The sequence below is a fragment of the Sphingomonas sp. genome (assembly GCF_041661825.1).
Lineage (GTDB): Bacteria > Pseudomonadota > Alphaproteobacteria > Sphingomonadales > Sphingomonadaceae > Sphingomonas.
In genome coordinates this window covers 873849-889620 of sequence record NZ_JBAZTU010000002.1, presented here as the reverse complement: position 1 = coordinate 889620, position 15772 = coordinate 873849, and the positions used below count along the sequence as shown (strand labels likewise).

General features: G+C 63.2%; 14 protein-coding genes. 6 read left to right on the top strand and 8 right to left on the bottom strand.

Annotation, left to right across the window (positions count from 1 at the left end; translation table 11 throughout):
- Window positions 1–39 precede the first annotated feature (39 nt).
- Both WC729_RS11510 and WC729_RS11505 read right to left on the bottom strand, forming a co-directional pair.
- Window positions 40–1173 carry a dipeptidase gene (locus tag WC729_RS11510; RefSeq protein ID WP_372852737.1) on the bottom strand — a complete coding sequence of 378 codons (1134 nt, stop codon included), beginning with the start codon at window positions 1171–1173 and terminating at the stop codon, window positions 40–42.
- A gap of 85 nt (window positions 1174–1258) precedes the next feature.
- The gene (locus WC729_RS11505) at window positions 1259–3142 is read right to left on the bottom strand and encodes a CocE/NonD family hydrolase (RefSeq protein WP_372852735.1); all 1884 of its coding nucleotides are present in this window, start codon (window positions 3140–3142) and stop codon (window positions 1259–1261) included.
- A 301-nt stretch (window positions 3143–3443) separates the two neighbouring features.
- Between WC729_RS11505 and WC729_RS11500 the strand changes: the two genes are divergently transcribed.
- The 3 genes from WC729_RS11500 to WC729_RS11490 all read left to right on the top strand — a co-directional run bounded on the left by WC729_RS11500 (window position 3444) and on the right by WC729_RS11490 (window position 8079).
- On the top strand, window positions 3444–6224 hold the full coding sequence (locus WC729_RS11500) for a TonB-dependent receptor plug domain-containing protein (RefSeq protein WP_372852733.1): 2781 nt from the start codon (window positions 3444–3446) through the stop codon (window positions 6222–6224).
- Window positions 6225–6432: 208 nt separating this feature from the next.
- The gene (locus WC729_RS11495; RefSeq protein ID WP_372852731.1) at window positions 6433–6759 is read left to right on the top strand and encodes a hypothetical protein; all 327 of its coding nucleotides are present in this window, start codon (window positions 6433–6435) and stop codon (window positions 6757–6759) included.
- A gap of 111 nt (window positions 6760–6870) precedes the next feature.
- Window positions 6871–8079, top strand: a complete 1209-nt coding sequence (locus WC729_RS11490; RefSeq protein ID WP_372852729.1) for a tyrosine-type recombinase/integrase — start codon at window positions 6871–6873, stop codon at window positions 8077–8079.
- On the opposite strand, the gene WC729_RS11485 is transcribed toward WC729_RS11490, so the two are convergent.
- From WC729_RS11485 to WC729_RS11475, 3 genes are all read right to left on the bottom strand, one after another.
- The gene (locus tag WC729_RS11485; protein ID WP_372852726.1) at window positions 8054–8248 is read right to left on the bottom strand and encodes a helix-turn-helix domain-containing protein; all 195 of its coding nucleotides are present in this window, start codon (window positions 8246–8248) and stop codon (window positions 8054–8056) included. The two genes, WC729_RS11490 and WC729_RS11485, sit on opposite strands and share 26 nt — an antisense overlap.
- Window positions 8245–8460, bottom strand: a complete 216-nt coding sequence (locus tag WC729_RS11480) for a helix-turn-helix transcriptional regulator (RefSeq protein ID WP_372853313.1) — start codon at window positions 8458–8460, stop codon at window positions 8245–8247. The genes WC729_RS11485 and WC729_RS11480 overlap by 4 nt, the downstream gene beginning before the upstream one ends.
- A 462-nt stretch (window positions 8461–8922) precedes the next feature.
- Window positions 8923–9120 carry a hypothetical protein gene (locus tag WC729_RS11475; RefSeq protein ID WP_372852724.1) on the bottom strand — a complete coding sequence of 66 codons (198 nt, stop codon included), beginning with the start codon at window positions 9118–9120 and terminating at the stop codon, window positions 8923–8925.
- Between the two features lie 95 nt (window positions 9121–9215).
- Between WC729_RS11475 and WC729_RS11470 the strand changes: the two genes are divergently transcribed.
- Together WC729_RS11470 and WC729_RS11465 are read left to right on the top strand one after the other, a co-directional pair.
- Entirely contained in the window at window positions 9216–9845 is a 630-nt protein-coding gene (locus tag WC729_RS11470; protein ID WP_372852722.1) for a hypothetical protein, read from the top strand.
- Window positions 9842–10417 carry a sigma factor-like helix-turn-helix DNA-binding protein gene (locus WC729_RS11465; RefSeq protein ID WP_372852720.1) on the top strand — a complete coding sequence of 192 codons (576 nt, stop codon included), beginning with the start codon at window positions 9842–9844 and terminating at the stop codon, window positions 10415–10417. Before WC729_RS11470 ends, WC729_RS11465 begins: the two co-directional genes overlap by 4 nt.
- A gap of 255 nt (window positions 10418–10672) precedes the next feature.
- Here the strand turns inward: WC729_RS11465 and WC729_RS11460 are convergent, their stop codons facing one another.
- The 3 genes from WC729_RS11460 to WC729_RS11450 form a co-directional block, all read right to left on the bottom strand.
- Entirely contained in the window at window positions 10673–11830 is a 1158-nt protein-coding gene (locus WC729_RS11460) for a hypothetical protein (protein WP_372852718.1), read from the bottom strand.
- A gap of 217 nt (window positions 11831–12047) precedes the next feature.
- Window positions 12048–12329, bottom strand: coding sequence for a conjugal transfer protein TraD (locus WC729_RS11455; RefSeq protein WP_372852716.1), 282 nt, complete (start codon window positions 12327–12329; stop codon window positions 12048–12050).
- 22 nt (window positions 12330–12351) lie between these two features.
- Complete coding sequence (locus WC729_RS11450) at window positions 12352–12657, bottom strand: conjugal transfer protein TraD (RefSeq protein WP_372852714.1); 306 nt, start codon at window positions 12655–12657, stop codon at window positions 12352–12354.
- A 171-nt stretch (window positions 12658–12828) separates the two neighbouring features.
- On the opposite strand from WC729_RS11450, the gene traA reads away from it, so the two are divergent.
- Complete coding sequence (traA, locus tag WC729_RS11445) at window positions 12829–15765, top strand: Ti-type conjugative transfer relaxase TraA (RefSeq protein ID WP_372852712.1); 2937 nt, start codon at window positions 12829–12831, stop codon at window positions 15763–15765.
- The last annotated feature ends 7 nt before the right edge of the window (window positions 15766–15772 follow it).

Sequence of the window (15772 nt, the reverse complement as noted above, 5' to 3'; positions counted from 1 at the left end):
CGGCTCGCCGTGTCGGAAGAAGGGGCAGGGTCGTCACGATCAACCACCCCAGGTCGCGGTCAGCAGCCGCTGGAAATTGCCGCCGAGCACTGCGAGGATGTTCGCGTCGGAATATTTGCGTCGGATCAGTTCCTCGGTGAGGTCGAACATCTTGAGCGGGTGATCGAACCCGTCGATGTCGATCTTCTCGCGAAAGGCATAGCTGTCCTTGTAGGCGCCGCGCAGCATCTTGTTCATTTCGGGCGACGTGTCGTCATAGCCGTAGAGGTCGGAGTCGGTGCCGATGCCGACATGGTCGATGCCGACCAGTTTCACGACATGGTCGATATGATCGACATAGTTCACGATCGTCGTCGGATCGGTCTTGCTCACGAAGTTGCGCACGCCGGTGATGCCCATTACGCCGCCCTTGACGGCAAGGGCCTTGATCGCCTCGTCGGTCTTGACGCGCGGATGATCGAGCAGCGCGCGGCAATTGCTGTGGGTGATTGCGATCGGCTTGGTCGAGATCGCGATTCCGTCGAGCGTGGTGCGGTCCCCGCAATGCGATACGTCGACCAGCATGCCGACATCGTTCATCGCCTTGATGATCTCGGCGCCGAAATCGCTCACGCCGCCGTCGACGCGGTCGGTCGACCCCGATCCGATGCGGTTCTGCGAATTATAGGTGAGCTGGGCGCAGCGTTGCCCGATCTCGTAGAAGGTCTTGACGTCGGCCGCGCGATTGAAATGGTCTGCGTTCTGCAGCCCCATGATCACTGCCACCTTGCCGTCGCGCTTGGCGCGCAGGATGTCGGCGAACGTGTCGATGCCGGTGAAGACATGGCTGTTGCGCGCGACGAAATTGCCCCAGATCGCGAAGAAGCTCAGCGCCTGTTCCTTCGCAGTGGGGCCGCCAATGCCGATTGCGTGATGGATCGCGTTGATGCCGCTCGCGCGGAAGTCCGCTGTCTCCTTTTCGCTCAGCGCCTTGGTGTAATATGCGGGGTCGAAGTCGATCTTGATCGGGGCGAGCATGTCCACGACCACCGCGCGGTGGACCAGATCCACCGCCCGCTTCGAGTAGGTCCGGTTGGTTACGGGGCTTATCTGGAGGCTGGCGCGCGCGACATAGGGAGCGGCGATGGCTGCGCCTGCGGCGCCGAACAGCGCCTGACGACGGGATAGAAACATGATGACTCCCCTGAGTTTCTTATCGGGATCATATGATCCTATTTAGAAACGTCAATCATTTTGGTGAAAATCGATGTCGCACGGGTCACGGCACGAAGGGCAGCTCCACATAGGATTGGCGGCCCGGCCCGTGATGGATGCTGTTGTCGGCGATCACGGCCTTGCTCTCGCTCTCGTTCGGCCCGCCGGTGTTGAGGTTGCGCACGAACTTGGGGAAGTTCGACGACGTGACTTCTATGCGGATGCGGTGACCGGCGCCGAAACGGATGCTCGTCGCGATCGGTGAGGGCTTGATCGTATAGACCTCGCCGGGGCGCATCATCGCCAGCTTGTCGAAGCCCTGGCGATACCGCGCGCGGAAGATCGTGTCGCCGATGATCCATGCGGTCCCGTCAGGTGCGACGTCGACCAGCTTCACGGCAAAATCGGTGTCGGGCGCGCTCGAGGAGACCTGCAGCACTGCGTCGACGAAGCCGCTCACCTCGATCGGATCCTTCAGCGGCTCGCTCGAATAGACCAGCACGTCGTTGCGGGCCTCGACGCCGCGCTGGTCGAAGGCGCCGGGGATGACGATGCCGCCATTGCAGCAGTCGCCGCCGCCTACCGTCGGCACCGGGTTCAACGGGTCGTAGCGATAGCGGTCGGGGCGCTGCGTGCCGGGCGCGGTGGCGACCAGCCTGCCGCCGCCGTTGAGGCTGTTCGCGTCGCCGTTGCTGCTGAGGTAGAATCGCAGCGGCCGGGTGCCGCGCGGCGGCCAGGTCCCCGCGCTCTTCCACGCATTCTCGCCCATCAGGAAATAGCGCACGTGCGGCGTCGAGTCCGGGAAGGCGGCGGCATTGCCCTTCAGCCAGCGATCGAACCAGCCGAACACCGCGCCGTCCATGTCGAAGCTCGTGTCACCCATCGCCCGCTCGCCGACGATAGTATTCGGCCCCATCCGCGAATAGCCGCAGTGCGTGACCGGCGCGATCACGGCATATTGGTTCGCGCTCGCCTCGGCATCGCCGCTGTTCATGCGTGCAAGGTTGAACAGCTCGAGATTGGGCCCGATCGATACGTCGTACCAGCTGTTGAACCACAGGGCGGGTACGCCCCAACCCATATCCTCGTGATAGAGGCCGCCCGCCCGCCACGCCGGATCGGCGGGCGTACGATTGATGAAGCTGTCGAAGGTCGCCGGCGGCTCGCCCAGGCTCGACATCAGCGCCGAGACCGGCAGGTCGCGGATATGTCTGGACCAGTCGACCTTGGGCTTGGTCGCGGCGAGATCGTTGTTGAGCGAGGCGCGGGCGCGGGTCGCTTCGTCCAGGTCGGGGGAAAGCTGCGCGCGCGCCGGATTGTCCACACCGTACAGCCACACGAAGAACAGGCTGCGCGGCACGCCGCCGGTGTACCAATTGCCCTGCTCCTGGAAGCGGCCGACCTTGCCGATGCCGGCGCCAGCCGACATCGGCACCATCGCGGCATGTGCCGGATGGTTCTGCGCGGCCAGCGCGAGCTGCCATTCGGCGGACGATGAGCAGCCCAGCGTGCCGACCTTGCCGTTCGACCAGTCCTGCGCCGCGATCCAGCTCAGCGTGTCATAGCCATCAGTCTGTGGACGGCCGAGGATTTCCCATTTTCCTTCGGAGAAATAGCGGCCACGCTCGCTCTGGACGATGAAGACATAGCCGCGCCGCACTGCCTCGAGCGCATAGCGCTGCGACGATCCGCGCAGGCGATGCTCGTTATAGGGCGTCTTCCACAGGACGACCGGCAGCCGGCCATGCGCGCCCCGCGGCGTGTAGATATTGGTCGACAGACGTACGCCGTCGCGCATCGGCACCATCACCGCGACTCGCGACTCCGCCGTCGTCGCGAGTTCGCGATCGAGCGCTTCGGGCGTGTATTTCGACAAATCCTGCGCCGCGGCCGGCTGAACCGAAGCGGCCGCGAGAAGGGTAGCTAACAGCGTAGACACGCGCGGCATGGGAAGGCTCCATCATTTCGGCACCGGAACCGATTCGGCGCACCCGGCGCTAGCAACCTCAATGCGACGGGCCTGTCAATAATAGGATAAAATGTCTCAAATTCGTATCATATCAGATAAAAATGAAACGACTTGTCCTGATTAGGACAATATGTCAGATTCCCGATATCAGCAATGGACTGAGTTCGAGCCGTAAAAGTGCGGCCGTATTCCGGGGGGTCAATCGATGCATAAAGCCGTTACCAGCCTAGCTCGCGTACTCGCTCACGGGGGCAGCTTGTCCGCCCTGGCGGCGGGATTGTTGATCTCACTGCCTGCGACGGCGCAAACGTCGCCACCGTCCGATCCCGTTGTCGAGGAACCGGACTCGGAGGAAACCATCGTCGTCACCGGATCGCGCATCGAGCGCGCTGGATTCGACCAGCCGACGCCCACCACGGTGATCGGCGAGGTCGAGCTGCGCCAGGGTCAGCGTTCGAACCTGCAACAGGTGCTGAACGATTCCCCGCAATTCCGCCCGACCACCACGACGCAGGTCTCGGCGGGCAACACCTCCAGCGGTAGCGCGCCGGTCGACCTTCGTGGTCTCGGCGCCAATCGCACGCTGACCTTGATCAACGGGCGGCGCTTCGTCGGGCAGAACAACCTCAACTATGTGCCCCTCGGGCTGGTGCAGCGAGTCGAGGTCGTCACCGGCGGCGCATCGGCTGCTTACAGCTCGGACGCGGTCGCTGGCGTCGTCAACATCCTGCTCAAGAACAAGGTCGAGGGGATCACCGTGGGCGTGCAGTCCGGCGTCTCGTCGCGCGGTGACGGTTCCCGCTATGGTGGCGACATTACGCTCGGTACCTCGTTCGCTGACGGCCGGGGCCAGTTGATGTTCGCCGGTGAATATGTGCGGGACCAGGCGATTCCCGACCGAAATTCGCGCCGCAACCTGGGCAGCGCGGCGATCGTCCGGCTCAACCCGAGCTCCACAACAGACCTGCGCCAGATGCTGGTGCGCGACGTCAATTCCGGCAACGTGGCTTCTGGCGGCCTGATCACCAGCGGCCTCTTCGCCGGCCAGGTGTTCAACGACGACGGCACGCTGCGCGCCTTCCGCGGCGGCACCTCGCTGGCGGCGAATCCCGCGACGACGCCTTTCCCCGCGCAGATGATCGGCGGCCTCGACGGGGTGGGCCTGTTCGACGTCGTGGCCGTTACCACGCCGCTGGAGCGGATCAGCACGTTCGGGCGGGCCACCTACGATTTTGGCGGCGTGACCTTGTGGGCGGACGCAACCTATGGCCGCTCGCGCTCCAAATATAATTTCCTGCCCGATATCGCGGCGCCGGCGAGCATCACCGTCCAGGCGAACAACCCGTTCCTGTCGTCGCAAATCCGCACTGCGCTCGCGGGCGCGGGGCAGACGAGCTTCACGGTCGGCCGGTTTTTCGACGGACCGTTCATGGTCGAATTCGACGGCACGCGCGAACAGAAGGAAGGCGCGATCGGCATCGATGCCGATCTGGGCAGCAGCTGGAAGCTGCGCGCGCACTACAGCCATGGCGAGACCGACTTCAGGCAGCGAGTCGGCAACACGCGCGTGGTTTCGCGCTTCAACAATGCGATCAACGCGGTGCAGGTCGGCAGCCAGGTCGTCTGCGCGATCAACGCCGACGCTTCGACAGCCAATGACGATGCGGCGTGCCGTCCGCTCAACCTGTTTGGACGCAACGCTCCTTCGGCCGACGCGCTCGCCTATACCCAAGGCACGCAGCGCAGCGACACGAAGAACAAGCTGGATGCGGCTGCAGCCGAGATCCAGGGCGATCTCTTCTCGCTCTGGGCTGGCCCAGTCACGGTCGCCGTCGGCGCCGAGGCACGCTGGGAGAACCAGCGCGCGGTGAGCGGCGCGCTCGACCTTGCCGGCGCGTTCGGCGGGCTGACGCTGTTCGGCAGCCCGGTGAGCGGCGGCTTCAACGTCAAGGAAGCGTTCGGCGAAGTCGCACTGCCGCTGGTGGACATCGAGAATGTGGTGAAGGTCGACCTGAACGGTGCCGCGCGTTATTCGGATTATAGCCGCAGCGGCGGAATCTGGTCGTGGAAGGGCGGCGCCACCGTCAGCCTGTTCGACACCGTCATGCTTCGCGCCACGCGGTCGCGCGATATTCGCGCACCAACGATCGGCGAATTGTTCGCGGTCCGCTCGCTCAACGTTGGGCCGCTGGTCGATCAGGATACCGCAGGACGGCTCGCCGCCAACCCGGCCTATAATTCGGCGCCGCAGCAGGTGCGGACCTTCACCGGCGGCAATCAGGACCTACTGCCCGAGATCAGCCATACCACGACGATCGGGGCCAGCTTCACACCCCGCTTCCTGCCTGGCGTCAATCTGTCGGTCGATTATTATGACGTCGAGATCAACGGTGCGATCACCGCCCTCTCCGCGTCGAACCTGACGGCCGCGTGCCGCAACGGCAGTGCCGCGGCGTGCGGCCGGATCACGCGCGATGCGACCGGGACGGTCGTCGAAGTTCTGTCGAACCAGCAGAATCTCGCGATCTTCGAGACGTCCGGCCTGGATTTCGAGGCGTCGTATCTCGTGCGCCTGTCAGATGTCGCCAATTCGATCCCGGGCACGCTGCGGATCCGCGCACTGGCAACTCATGTGCGCGAGTTCGTGCTCGACACCGGTATCCCGCCGGCCGGCACCACGGCGACCCGGGTCGATACCGCCGGCGATGTCGGCAGCGGCACCGGGAATACGATCCCCAAATGGCGTGGGACGTTGAGCTTCACCTATCAGGACGACTGGATGGGGCTGGATGCCCGCGTCCGCTATGTCGGAGGCGGCAAGCACAACCACCTGCTCGTCGACAATCCCGCCACGACGACCCTGGAAGGGCTGGTCAATAACGACATCGCCGCGCGCGCCTATCTCGATCTCGGCGCGCAGTTCAAGGTAGCGGACCGCTTCACGCTGTCGGCCAACGTCAACAACGTGTTCAACTCCGCGCCGCCGATCACGCCGGCACAGGCTTTGTACTATGACGCGATCGGCACCTATTTCACCGTCGGCGCGCGTATGAAGTTCTAATCGAGGGGGCGGGCGCGATACGCCCGCCCCAATTTTTCCCGAATAAGGGGCGTTCCCGATTCACCGGGAACCGAGTGCCCCGGCGTGTTGCCTGTTTCTTGCCCGGACCTTGTGCAATCCGAAGGCTCGCAACCGGCAGTGCTTGCAGCTTTCCCTGACTCCGACCGCGATTTCGCTCGCGCAAGGACGTGCTTGGCCCAATGCCTCGATGAAACGTTCCGGCGGCGAGGGCTCGCCCGAATCGGTGATGGCACCGATCTCCATGTGCATCCCTCAAGCGATCGCGATGGCCGGGTTCAGCCGGCCCCGCGGCAACGAACTCATTAAATCCGGCGAGATCCGATCGCCGAGGGCGGAAATTGTACCTTCCCGCGTAGCGCTGAGCGCCTTTTCCATTGATCGCGAGACGAGCAGTTTCCGACATGCTGCGTTCCAGACGCAACCCTTCACGCGAGCCATTAAACAGGCTGGTGACCCCTACGAGAGTAGAACTTTATTCTCAAGCAATATCAGGGTGTCCCTAAGTCCCCTGTAAAATCAGGGATTTGTCTTGTAGCGTGTTCGCGGTCGGTCGCCCTGATTTGCCTGAATTCCCATCAAAAAGTGGGAACGATTGTGGGATCATTTCAGGCAGGGAATAGAACCGATGGCTCTTACTGCGCTCAGGGTGAAGAACGCCAAACCCGGCCGCCATGTTGATGGTCGAGGGCTGTGTCTGCTGGTCAAGGACAGCGGCGCGCGGACATGGGTGCTGCGGATGCAGAAGAACGGCAGGCGGCGCGACTATGGCCTGGGATCGGCGCTGGATGTGTCGCTGGCCGAGGCACGCGACGCGGCGGCGGCGTTGCGCCGTCAGGTGCGCGAGGGCGTCGATCCGGTCGCCGAGCGGCGAAAGTCGCGCAAGGTGGTGCCGAGCTTCGAAACGGCGGCGCGGGCCTGCTACGAAGCGATGAAAGAAGGATGGAAGAACCAGCGTCATGCAAGCTGGATATCCAGCCTTGAGAACCATGTCTTTCCGCTGATCGGAACAAAGCCTGTGAACGAGGTGGACAGCGCGTGCGTGGTGGAGGTGCTGTCCCCCATCTGGCTCGACATTGCCGACACCGCGCGGCGCATCTTGCAGCGCATCGGCGCGGTGCTGGACTTCGCGCACATCAAAGGATGGCGGAAGGAAGAAACCTCGCTGCGCTCTGTCCGCAAGGGTTTGCCGCGTCAGGTGGATAAGGGCGGGCATCTCGAAGCCATGCCCTATGCCGAGGTTCCTGCGTTCATGGCGAAGCTGGCCGCAGCGTCGCCGACCACGGGGCGGGATGCGCTGCGGTTCACCATCTACAATGCGGTGCGCTCCAACGAGACGCGCTTTGCCGTGTGGACCGAATTCGACCTGGACAAGGGTATCTGGACCATTCCGGGCGAGCGGATGAAGGCGGGCGAAACTCACGTCGTGCCGCTGCCGTCGCCTGCCGTGGCGTTACTGCGCAAGCGGTGGAAGGAGCGCGAGAGCGATACCGGTCTCGTCTTCTCCGCCGATGGGGAAAAGGCGATCAGCGACATGACCATGACCAAGCTGTTGCGCGATGACGGAATCAAGGGCGTGACAGTCCATGGCTTCCGCTCCGCTTTCACCGACTGGTCATCGGAGAGAACGCGTTTTCCCAAGGAGGTAGCGGACAAGGCGCTGGCGCATAAGCTGCCCAACAAGGTGGAAGCCGCCTATCGTCGGACGGACTTCTTCGAAAAGCGGCGCAGCCTCATGGCGCGTTGGGCCGAGTATCTGGATCGCGTGCCCGCGAAGGTGAGCAAGGACGCCGGCCCCACGGCGTCCGAGCCTATGCCGCTCCGCGCCGCCGCCTGACCAGATCATGTAGGCTGGCGGTGGTGATGCGGGTGGACTTGCCGAGCTTAACCGTTTCGACTTCGCCAGCCGCTATCAACTCGTACAGCTTGGTGCGGCCGATGCCGATCATGCGGGCGGCGTCATTGACGCGCACGCAGATCGGATCTGGAGAGGGCGGGGCGATCATTGCCCCGCGCGCCCGGCGCGATCTTCGCGGTAGGCTACAGGATTGGCGATCCAGCGATTGACGGCGGACTCGTGCCAGCCGGCGCCGTGAATGCTGATCCGCACCTTATCGGGAAAGGTGCCATCGGCCATCTTGCGATAAAGCGTCGAGCGCGAGAGCCCGGTACGATCGAGAACGGTCTTCAGACGAATGATGCGATCAGGGTTGGACATGGGCGTGTCTTTCAAGTCACGGGTTTTCAAACGCCCCCATGAACTTGCATCGGATAGCCTGGCGTCCCAGGCAAGTGCCGTGTTGGGTGCTGGTTGACTCACAAGTGCTAGCGCCGGTGAAGACCGGCGGTCCGTGGCGGACTATGGCGGAAGGCGGCGTGATTTGGCGGAAACAGCTGCCGATTGGCATCAGCGCAGTTTCTGTCCCAGCGTTGCTTTTGTGTCACGTCTGCCGGCGCGGTTTTGCCGCGATTTAAGCCGCGTTGCGCTTTGCTCCGATCGGTTCTTCATGGCGCTTCATCCTGGTCGATGGTCTGCCCGCCATCGATCAGGCTACGTCAGTCCTTCCCGGCGCGAAACCGTGGCGGCACTGTCGTGCCGGTTTGCGCAGTTACGGTAGCCTTTGCGCTGCGAAAGCCCTTCCGCGCACAACCGGAAGCGTCATCGGATCGCCAGCTTCTCTTAGCTCGACAGGGCGGCTTGTTCGTCCAGCTTTTCGCGGCGCTCGACTTCGCGCTCAATGATCTCTCGGATGAATGCAGCTCGTCGCTGCCGCCCGACAAGCTTGTTGATGCGCTCGCCAAGACCCTCCGGCAAACGAATGTTGGTCGATTTCACCTTGAGCGACGGCCTTCCCATGCTCGCGTCGTAACCGCGCAAAGGGAGCTTTCAATCGGAAGCAGAATAAGCGGTGCCGCTTATGGCTCTGGGCGGAATTCGCCGCCTTCGAGACAGCAGACGAGGAAGGCAGCACCATGACTCCACGCAATCTCCCTCTCGATGATTCGTCGATTGCTCCCCGCACATCACGCCGCGCCCTGATTCGGGCGCTGGCAGTAACCCCGGTTGCGGCTTCCCTTGTGAACCCGGCCTGGGGCGAGGCCCTGGTGAGGCTCCACAAGGAGCACGACGACGAAACGGCATTGCTCTGTCGCAGCAGGGAAGGGCGGTGCCTCAGCAGGTTCCGCTATCATCGGGCGGAGAGCTTCTTTCAGACTCTCGAAGCCGGAATTCTCACGACCAATGACGATGTTTTCTATTATTCCGGTATCGTCGCCCAACTGGCGCTGAGCAGCTATTTGCTCGACATCGGCTTTGAGGATGAATGGTGCGCGCGATTCATCGGTTTGCGCGTGGCCAAGTCTCTTGCCTACGCCGAGGCTACCGGACTGGGCCATGATTGTCCGCACTTGGCGCGACTGGCGGCGGTGCTAACGCCCTACTGGAAATGGCGCCAACCGCGATGGAATGATCCAACACCATCCAGTGACGGCTTTACGGGAGATCAGGTGCGTCCGCTGCTTCGCGCGCTGCTAGACCGCGTGCATGAGGTGACAGGTCATACCCGGCCGAACGGCTGGCGGCGGCGCCTGGGTGGTAAATGAAGCGCGTCATGGCGAATGCGCCGGACCATGATGCGGCCACGCTTGTTGCTCTTGAAACTGCGACCGAGGCGCTGCTCCCGCTAACGCGCGTGGTGTTCCTGCTGCACCGCGTGGACGACCTTTCCTATGAAGCTATCGCTTGCCGCCTCTCGATCGGCGTTTCGGCCGTGGAAAGTGGTTTGGCTGACGCGCTGTATCGGTTGTGCTGCACTCTCGATGGCGACACCGCCGAGCGCGCCATGCCCGAGGCTCTCGCCGACGCTCATGCGCTCTTGAGCCGGCGCTATCGCTGCTATTGCGAAGGGAGGCTCCGCGCGCTCGACATTCCCGCGCCGCTTGATTGGGATGACGGCGAAGATGACGACGTCGCCGTGATGCGGGCGATGATACAATCGATGCCATCTGCAGTGCTGCAGACATTTATCCTCAGCGAGACCGGGAACCTGACGTGCACGCAGATTGCCAAGCGGATGGGGACGTTCCGATGGATTGTGCGCAGGCGAATGCTCCGCGCGATTTATCGCGTCGCTCAGCGCCCAGTGTCGTTCGAGCGATGGTTGCGAGGCATTTGAGCGGCGGATTGAGACCCAAATATTACCGCTTAGGCGGGTGGGCACCGCTCCCGAAAACTGACCGGCAGCTTTGCATCTTCACAGAGCATGGTGTCCCGACCGTCGAACGGCTTGGTCTGGTGGGAAGGGGAACGTCCGATTTTGCACAGGCTCGGGCGAAAGCGGATGCTTATGCGAACCACTCAACACCAACTATCAATCGACGTAGTTCGTAATTGCCGTGACGAGTAGCGGAGTCTTCGAGGATGCAACGCTTCAGAAGAACCACGGAATATCAGCGGGCGACGTGTAGATTTCCACGATCTTGCCGTTCCGAACAGAAAGCCAGCTGATATAGTAGAGCATTCCTTTGTATACCCATTCGATGCGAATGCGGTCGCTTGCCTTCAGGTAGTAGGGCGCGGCGGGTACGGTTTGCTCTCCGAAGGGAAGACCATCAAAATCGCCGAGCAGGGTGCATTCCAAATGCCCTGCAGCGGAGCAGGCTCGATTGTTCGGCCCCAGGGCAACAGTGGATTTGAACCTTCCCACAGTTCCACTGCGATAAGCGTTGAGAAAAGCCGCGACCACCCTAGCTTCGGTCTCCGGCAGGGGAGAGGCACCCGGCGCCGCAGGAATGAGGCCGCGTTGCTGCTTTCCGTTAGGACGGGTCACATCACCGATCCTCAGCCCGTCCCAAGGTCCTCCGTACAGACGTTTCTCGGGGTCACCGAGCAACCCGCCACTGGACGGAAAGTCGGCTTTGACAGGTATTAAAGTTAGATTGAGGTAGATTGAGCGAACGATGTTGTCTTTTACCCCGATGGCTAACAGTCGAACCGGCGCATCATCCGTTAGTGTCGGGCACACAAGTCGGAACAGAAAATAGACCCGATCGGGCTTTATCACGCCCGGACCAATATCCTCCGGCGACAGCGCCGTGCATCCGGTCAGTTCCGTGTGCATCCGGTCCGCCATGTTGACATCCGAAGCTAGGACGCCGGGAAATGTTGACGGGGCGCTGATGCCGACGATCTCCATATCGGGCGCGCCGGGCAAGGCCGTCGGTGCACCAGATTTTAGGATCGTAGTCACAGCCGTCACTGCCGCCGCACGGCTCGCTGAGCTCAGCGGCGTGGGCGGTGCGTCATAGCTTCTCGGCAGAGCCATCACCGCGCCCGGTGTGCCGGGAGCACTGTCGACCATGATCGCGCCGGTGGATTGGCCCAATAAAGGTGTGGTCCCCGCGAGAAAAAGCAGCAAAGGCGCGAGCAGCCGCACTACAAGCGCGCGCCTCCTCAACACGAATATTGGCGCCATGAGTTTGTCCCCCATGACAATATTCATATCCAGGCTAAGGTGATCCGCAATTGGAATCTTGCGGGAAAATGAACTGGAACGCGGACGGCGTGCGAAAAAATGCGCGCTCGTCACGGTTGGTTCCGGCTTTTTTCATTTCACGCCGATTGAAAGGGCTGGCCGAGGCGCTCTGTGGGGTTCGAAAAAGCTGACGGTCGGAATTCAGCGGAGCAATTTTTTCACTGAACGGCAACAACTGGGGCGGGAGCAGAACGGCCGGTTTTTAACAAGCAGTCCGGCAGCTATCGACACCGCGCCCACCGAAAGCTGGCCGGCGGGAAAGTCCCATTCCTTACCGCTCGCCGGTGGGCAATTCCCCTTTTGCGTCGATCCGCATGAGGGGCGAATCTCCTGCCTGTTCCGCCGCGAACGCACGGGTGCCTTTGCGCTTCCAAACGGCGAGCGCGTGATCGCGATCCTCACCGCGCAGTTTGTCCGAGATCGAGATCAACGCGCCGTAAAGTGTGGCGCGATCATCATCCGTCAGATCGATCAGCCCCGCCTTCACAATCAGGCCGCCGAGCTCGATCAGGTGCCGCGTTCGCTCCCGTCGTTTCACGACCCATTCGCGCATGTCGGTTCGCGCCTTCTTTGCCTCAAGCCGATGCCGCGCCGCCGTCGAGCGGTAAAGTGCCGCTCGGCTGGCGCTGAGTTCGCGGCGCAGGCTTTCGTGTTTGGCCCTGAAAGAACGCCGCGCCCCGCTTGCGCCAGCCCTCCTTTGTCGCAGCGTCCTTCATCGCGACAGCATCGAGCAGCGCGCCCGCGAGCATATCGGTGTCGAGCGCATCCGCCCCAGTCCCCGCAACCAGTTCGCCAAGCTGACGCACCCGGCGTTCCTTGAGTTGCCGCGCCTTGTCGGCGAGGGCTTTCAGTTCCGAATCGAAGTCACGGGGCTTGCGCATCGAAAGTCTCCTTGAGAGATGATGCGGCCATGATAATAGAGGGCAGGGCGTAATGCTGTAGCGTCACCGGGACAGTGTGGCACTCGCTAGTCCCTCACCGGAATTTTTCGAGTGAGGGCGCGCTTATACGTCGTGCCGACGTGCGCTCAGAAGTGTAGATGGTACGTCGCTATGGCGATCTACCATTTCTCGGTCAAAGTCATCAGTCGCGCCAGCGGGCGCAGCGCCGTCGCCGCTGCCGCCTATCGCGCGGGCGACCGGCTGCGCGACGAGCGGCTCGACCGCGACCATGATTTTACCAACAAATCGGGCGTCGTGCACAGCGAAGTGCTGCTGCCCGAGAACGCGCCCGAGGAATGGCACGACCGCGAACGGCTCTGGAACGATGTCGAGGCGTTCGAGAAGCGGAAGGACGCGCAGCTTTCGCGTGAGGTCGAGTCCGCCATTCCGCGCGAGATGACGCAGACGCAGGGCATTGAGCTTGCCCGCGATTTCGCGCAGGCCGAGTTTGTTGATCGCGGCATGATCGCCGACCTCAATGTGCATTGGGACATCGGCGCGGATGGGCTGGCCAAGCCCCATGCCCATGTCATGCTCACCATGCGCGAGGTTGGCGACGACGGGTTCGGCGCGAAGGTTCGCGACTGGAACCGCACCGAACTTGTCGAGCAGTGGCGCGAGCGCTGGGCCGAACACGTCAACGAAAGGTTGGCCGAACTCGATATCGATGCGCGCATTGATCACCGCTCCTTGGAAGCGCAGGGCATCGACCTTGAGCCGCAAGACAAGATTGGCCCGGCCGCGCAGCGCATGGGCGAGCGTGACCTTGAATCGGAGCGGATCGAGGATCACCGCGAGATCGCGCGGCGCAATGGCGAACGCATCATTGCGGAACCGCGCGTCGCCCTCAATGCGATCACCCACCAACAGGCGACATTCACCCGCCGCGATATGGCGATGTTCATTCATCGCCACAGTGACGGGAAGGAGCAGTTCGACGCCGCGATGAACGCGGTGCGCGGCTCGCCTGATCTCGTCGCCCTGGGGAAGGGCGGGCGCGGCGAAGATCGGCTTACCAGCCGCGAGATGATTGAGGCCGAACAGCGGTTGCAGCGCGCCGCCGAACTGATGGCGGAACGCTCGCGGCACCGCGTTTCGGAGAGCGGCCGGGAAGGGGCGCTGGCGGGCGCGCAGGAACGTGGGCTGGGCTTGTCGGGGGAGCAGCGGGCGGCGTTCGACCATGCGACTGATGCGCGGGGCTTGAGCATGGTCGTGGGCTATGCGGGAACCGGCAAGAGCGCCATGCTGGGCGTAGCGCGCGAGGCTTGGGAATCGGCGGGCCTCAATGTACGCGGCGCGGCCTTGTCAGGGATCGCCGCCGAGGGCTTGGAGAACGGCTCCGGCATCGGCTCGCGAACCATTGCCAGCATGGAACATGGATGGGCGCAGGGCCGTGACTTGCTCACGGCCCGCGACGTGCTGGTGATCGACGAGGCGGGCATGGTCGGCACGCGCCAGATGGAGCGCGTGTTGTCCCACGCGGCCGACGCGGGCGCGAAGGTCGTATTGGTCGGCGATCCGCAGCAATTGCAGTCGATCGAAGCAGGGGCTGCATTCCGGTCGATCCATGAGCGGCATGGTGGTGTCGAGATCACCGAGGTTCGCCGCCAGCGCACCGGCTGGCAGCGCGACGCCACGCGCCATCTTGCCACTGGCAGGACCGGCGAGGCGATCCGCGACTATGGCGATCACGGCGCGGTCCATTCGGCTGCCACACGCGGTGAGGCGCGCGATGAACTTGTCGATCGCTGGGACCGACAGCGGCAGGCCAATCCCGGCGATTCACGCATCATCCTTACCCACACCAATGACGAGGTGCGCGATCTCAACGAGACGGCGCGCGGCCGGATGCGCGATGCCGGCGAACTGGGCGACGATGTGCGGGTGAAGGTCGAACGCGGCGAGCGGGATTTCGCGTCGGGCGACCGCGTGATGTTCCTGCGCAACGAGCGTGGCCTTGGCGTGAAGAACGGCACGCTGGGCACCATCGAACAGGTCAGCGCGCAGAGCATGGCCGTCCGCACCGATGACGGCCGATCGGTCGCGTTCGATGTGAAGGATTATGCCCATGTGGATCACGGCTACGCGGCAACGATCCACAAGGCGCAGGGCATGACCGTGGACCAGGCGCATGTCCTCGCAACCCCAGGCATGGATGCCCACGGAAGCTATGTCGCGCTCTCCCGCCATCGGGATGGTGTCGAGCTTCACTACGGTCGCGACGACTTCGCCGATCAGCCCCGGCTTGGCCGCACGCTATCTCGCGAACGCGCCAAGGACATGGCGGGCGATTACGAGCGCGCCGATCCGGCGCGTGCATTCGCGGAACGGCGCGGGATCACGTTCCGCGAGCGCGTTGCCGAGATCGTCCGCGTCGGGGCAGAGAAAGCGCGCGGGATCTTCGACAGTTTCAAGCCGAAGATCCCCGCGCCGCGCGAACAGGACATGTTCGCGGATTTCCGGCCCGAACCGCGGGAACCGGCAAAGCCCGAGCTGTTGCGCGTCGGGGGACAGCGTGGTGCGATCGAGCGCTATGCTAAGGTGCTCCACGAGATCGAACGGACGCGTGAATCTCGCTCGGCCGTGATGCCGCACCAGCGCGAGGCGCTGGAGCGCGCCAGAGAGGCACTGGACGCTATCCGGCCCAATGCCTCAACCGATCTGCGCGCGGCCTTCCAGCATAGCCCGGAGCTTGTCGGCGAGGCCGCTAAAGGCCGCAGCCAGGCAGCGATGCGCGCGATGCAGCTTGAGTCCGAAATCCGCACCGATCCCTTTCAACGTGCCGACAAGTTCGTGGAAGGGTGGCAGCAGTTGCAGCGCCACCGCGAGGATTTGCAGCGCGACGGAGATTTTCGGGGCGCGCGCAAGGTTGGCGGCCAGATGGCGGGCATGGCGAAGAGCCTCGAGCGCGACGCGCAGGTGGAATCGCTGCTGCGCGGCCGACGCCATGAACTCGGGATCGGCACCGACATCAGCCGCAACCTGTCCCGCGACCTCGTGGATCATGTGTCTTTCGAACAGTCCCGCAGCCTTGGAATGAGCCGATAGGAGGAAG

Coding starts and splice junctions, on each gene's coding strand:
- WC729_RS11495 (WP_372852731.1), top strand. CDS start 6,433: ATGAAACGTTCCGGCGGCGAGGGCTCGCCCGAATCGGTGATGGCACCG.
- WC729_RS11505 (WP_372852735.1), bottom strand. CDS start 3,142: ATGCCGCGCGTGTCTACGCTGTTAGCTACCCTTCTCGCGGCCGCTTCG.
- WC729_RS11450 (WP_372852714.1), bottom strand. CDS start 12,657: ATGCGCAAGCCCCGTGACTTCGATTCGGAACTGAAAGCCCTCGCCGAC.
- WC729_RS11480 (WP_372853313.1), bottom strand. CDS start 8,460: ATGTCCAACCCTGATCGCATCATTCGTCTGAAGACCGTTCTCGATCGT.
- WC729_RS11470 (WP_372852722.1), top strand. CDS start 9,216: ATGACTCCACGCAATCTCCCTCTCGATGATTCGTCGATTGCTCCCCGC.
- WC729_RS11455 (WP_372852716.1), bottom strand. CDS start 12,329: ATGCGCGAATGGGTCGTGAAACGACGGGAGCGAACGCGGCACCTGATC.
- WC729_RS11490 (WP_372852729.1), top strand. CDS start 6,871: ATGGCTCTTACTGCGCTCAGGGTGAAGAACGCCAAACCCGGCCGCCAT.
- traA (WP_372852712.1), top strand. CDS start 12,829: ATGGCGATCTACCATTTCTCGGTCAAAGTCATCAGTCGCGCCAGCGGG.
- WC729_RS11510 (WP_372852737.1), bottom strand. CDS start 1,173: ATGTTTCTATCCCGTCGTCAGGCGCTGTTCGGCGCCGCAGGCGCAGCC.
- WC729_RS11465 (WP_372852720.1), top strand. CDS start 9,842: ATGAAGCGCGTCATGGCGAATGCGCCGGACCATGATGCGGCCACGCTT.
- WC729_RS11485 (WP_372852726.1), bottom strand. CDS start 8,248: ATGATCGCCCCGCCCTCTCCAGATCCGATCTGCGTGCGCGTCAATGAC.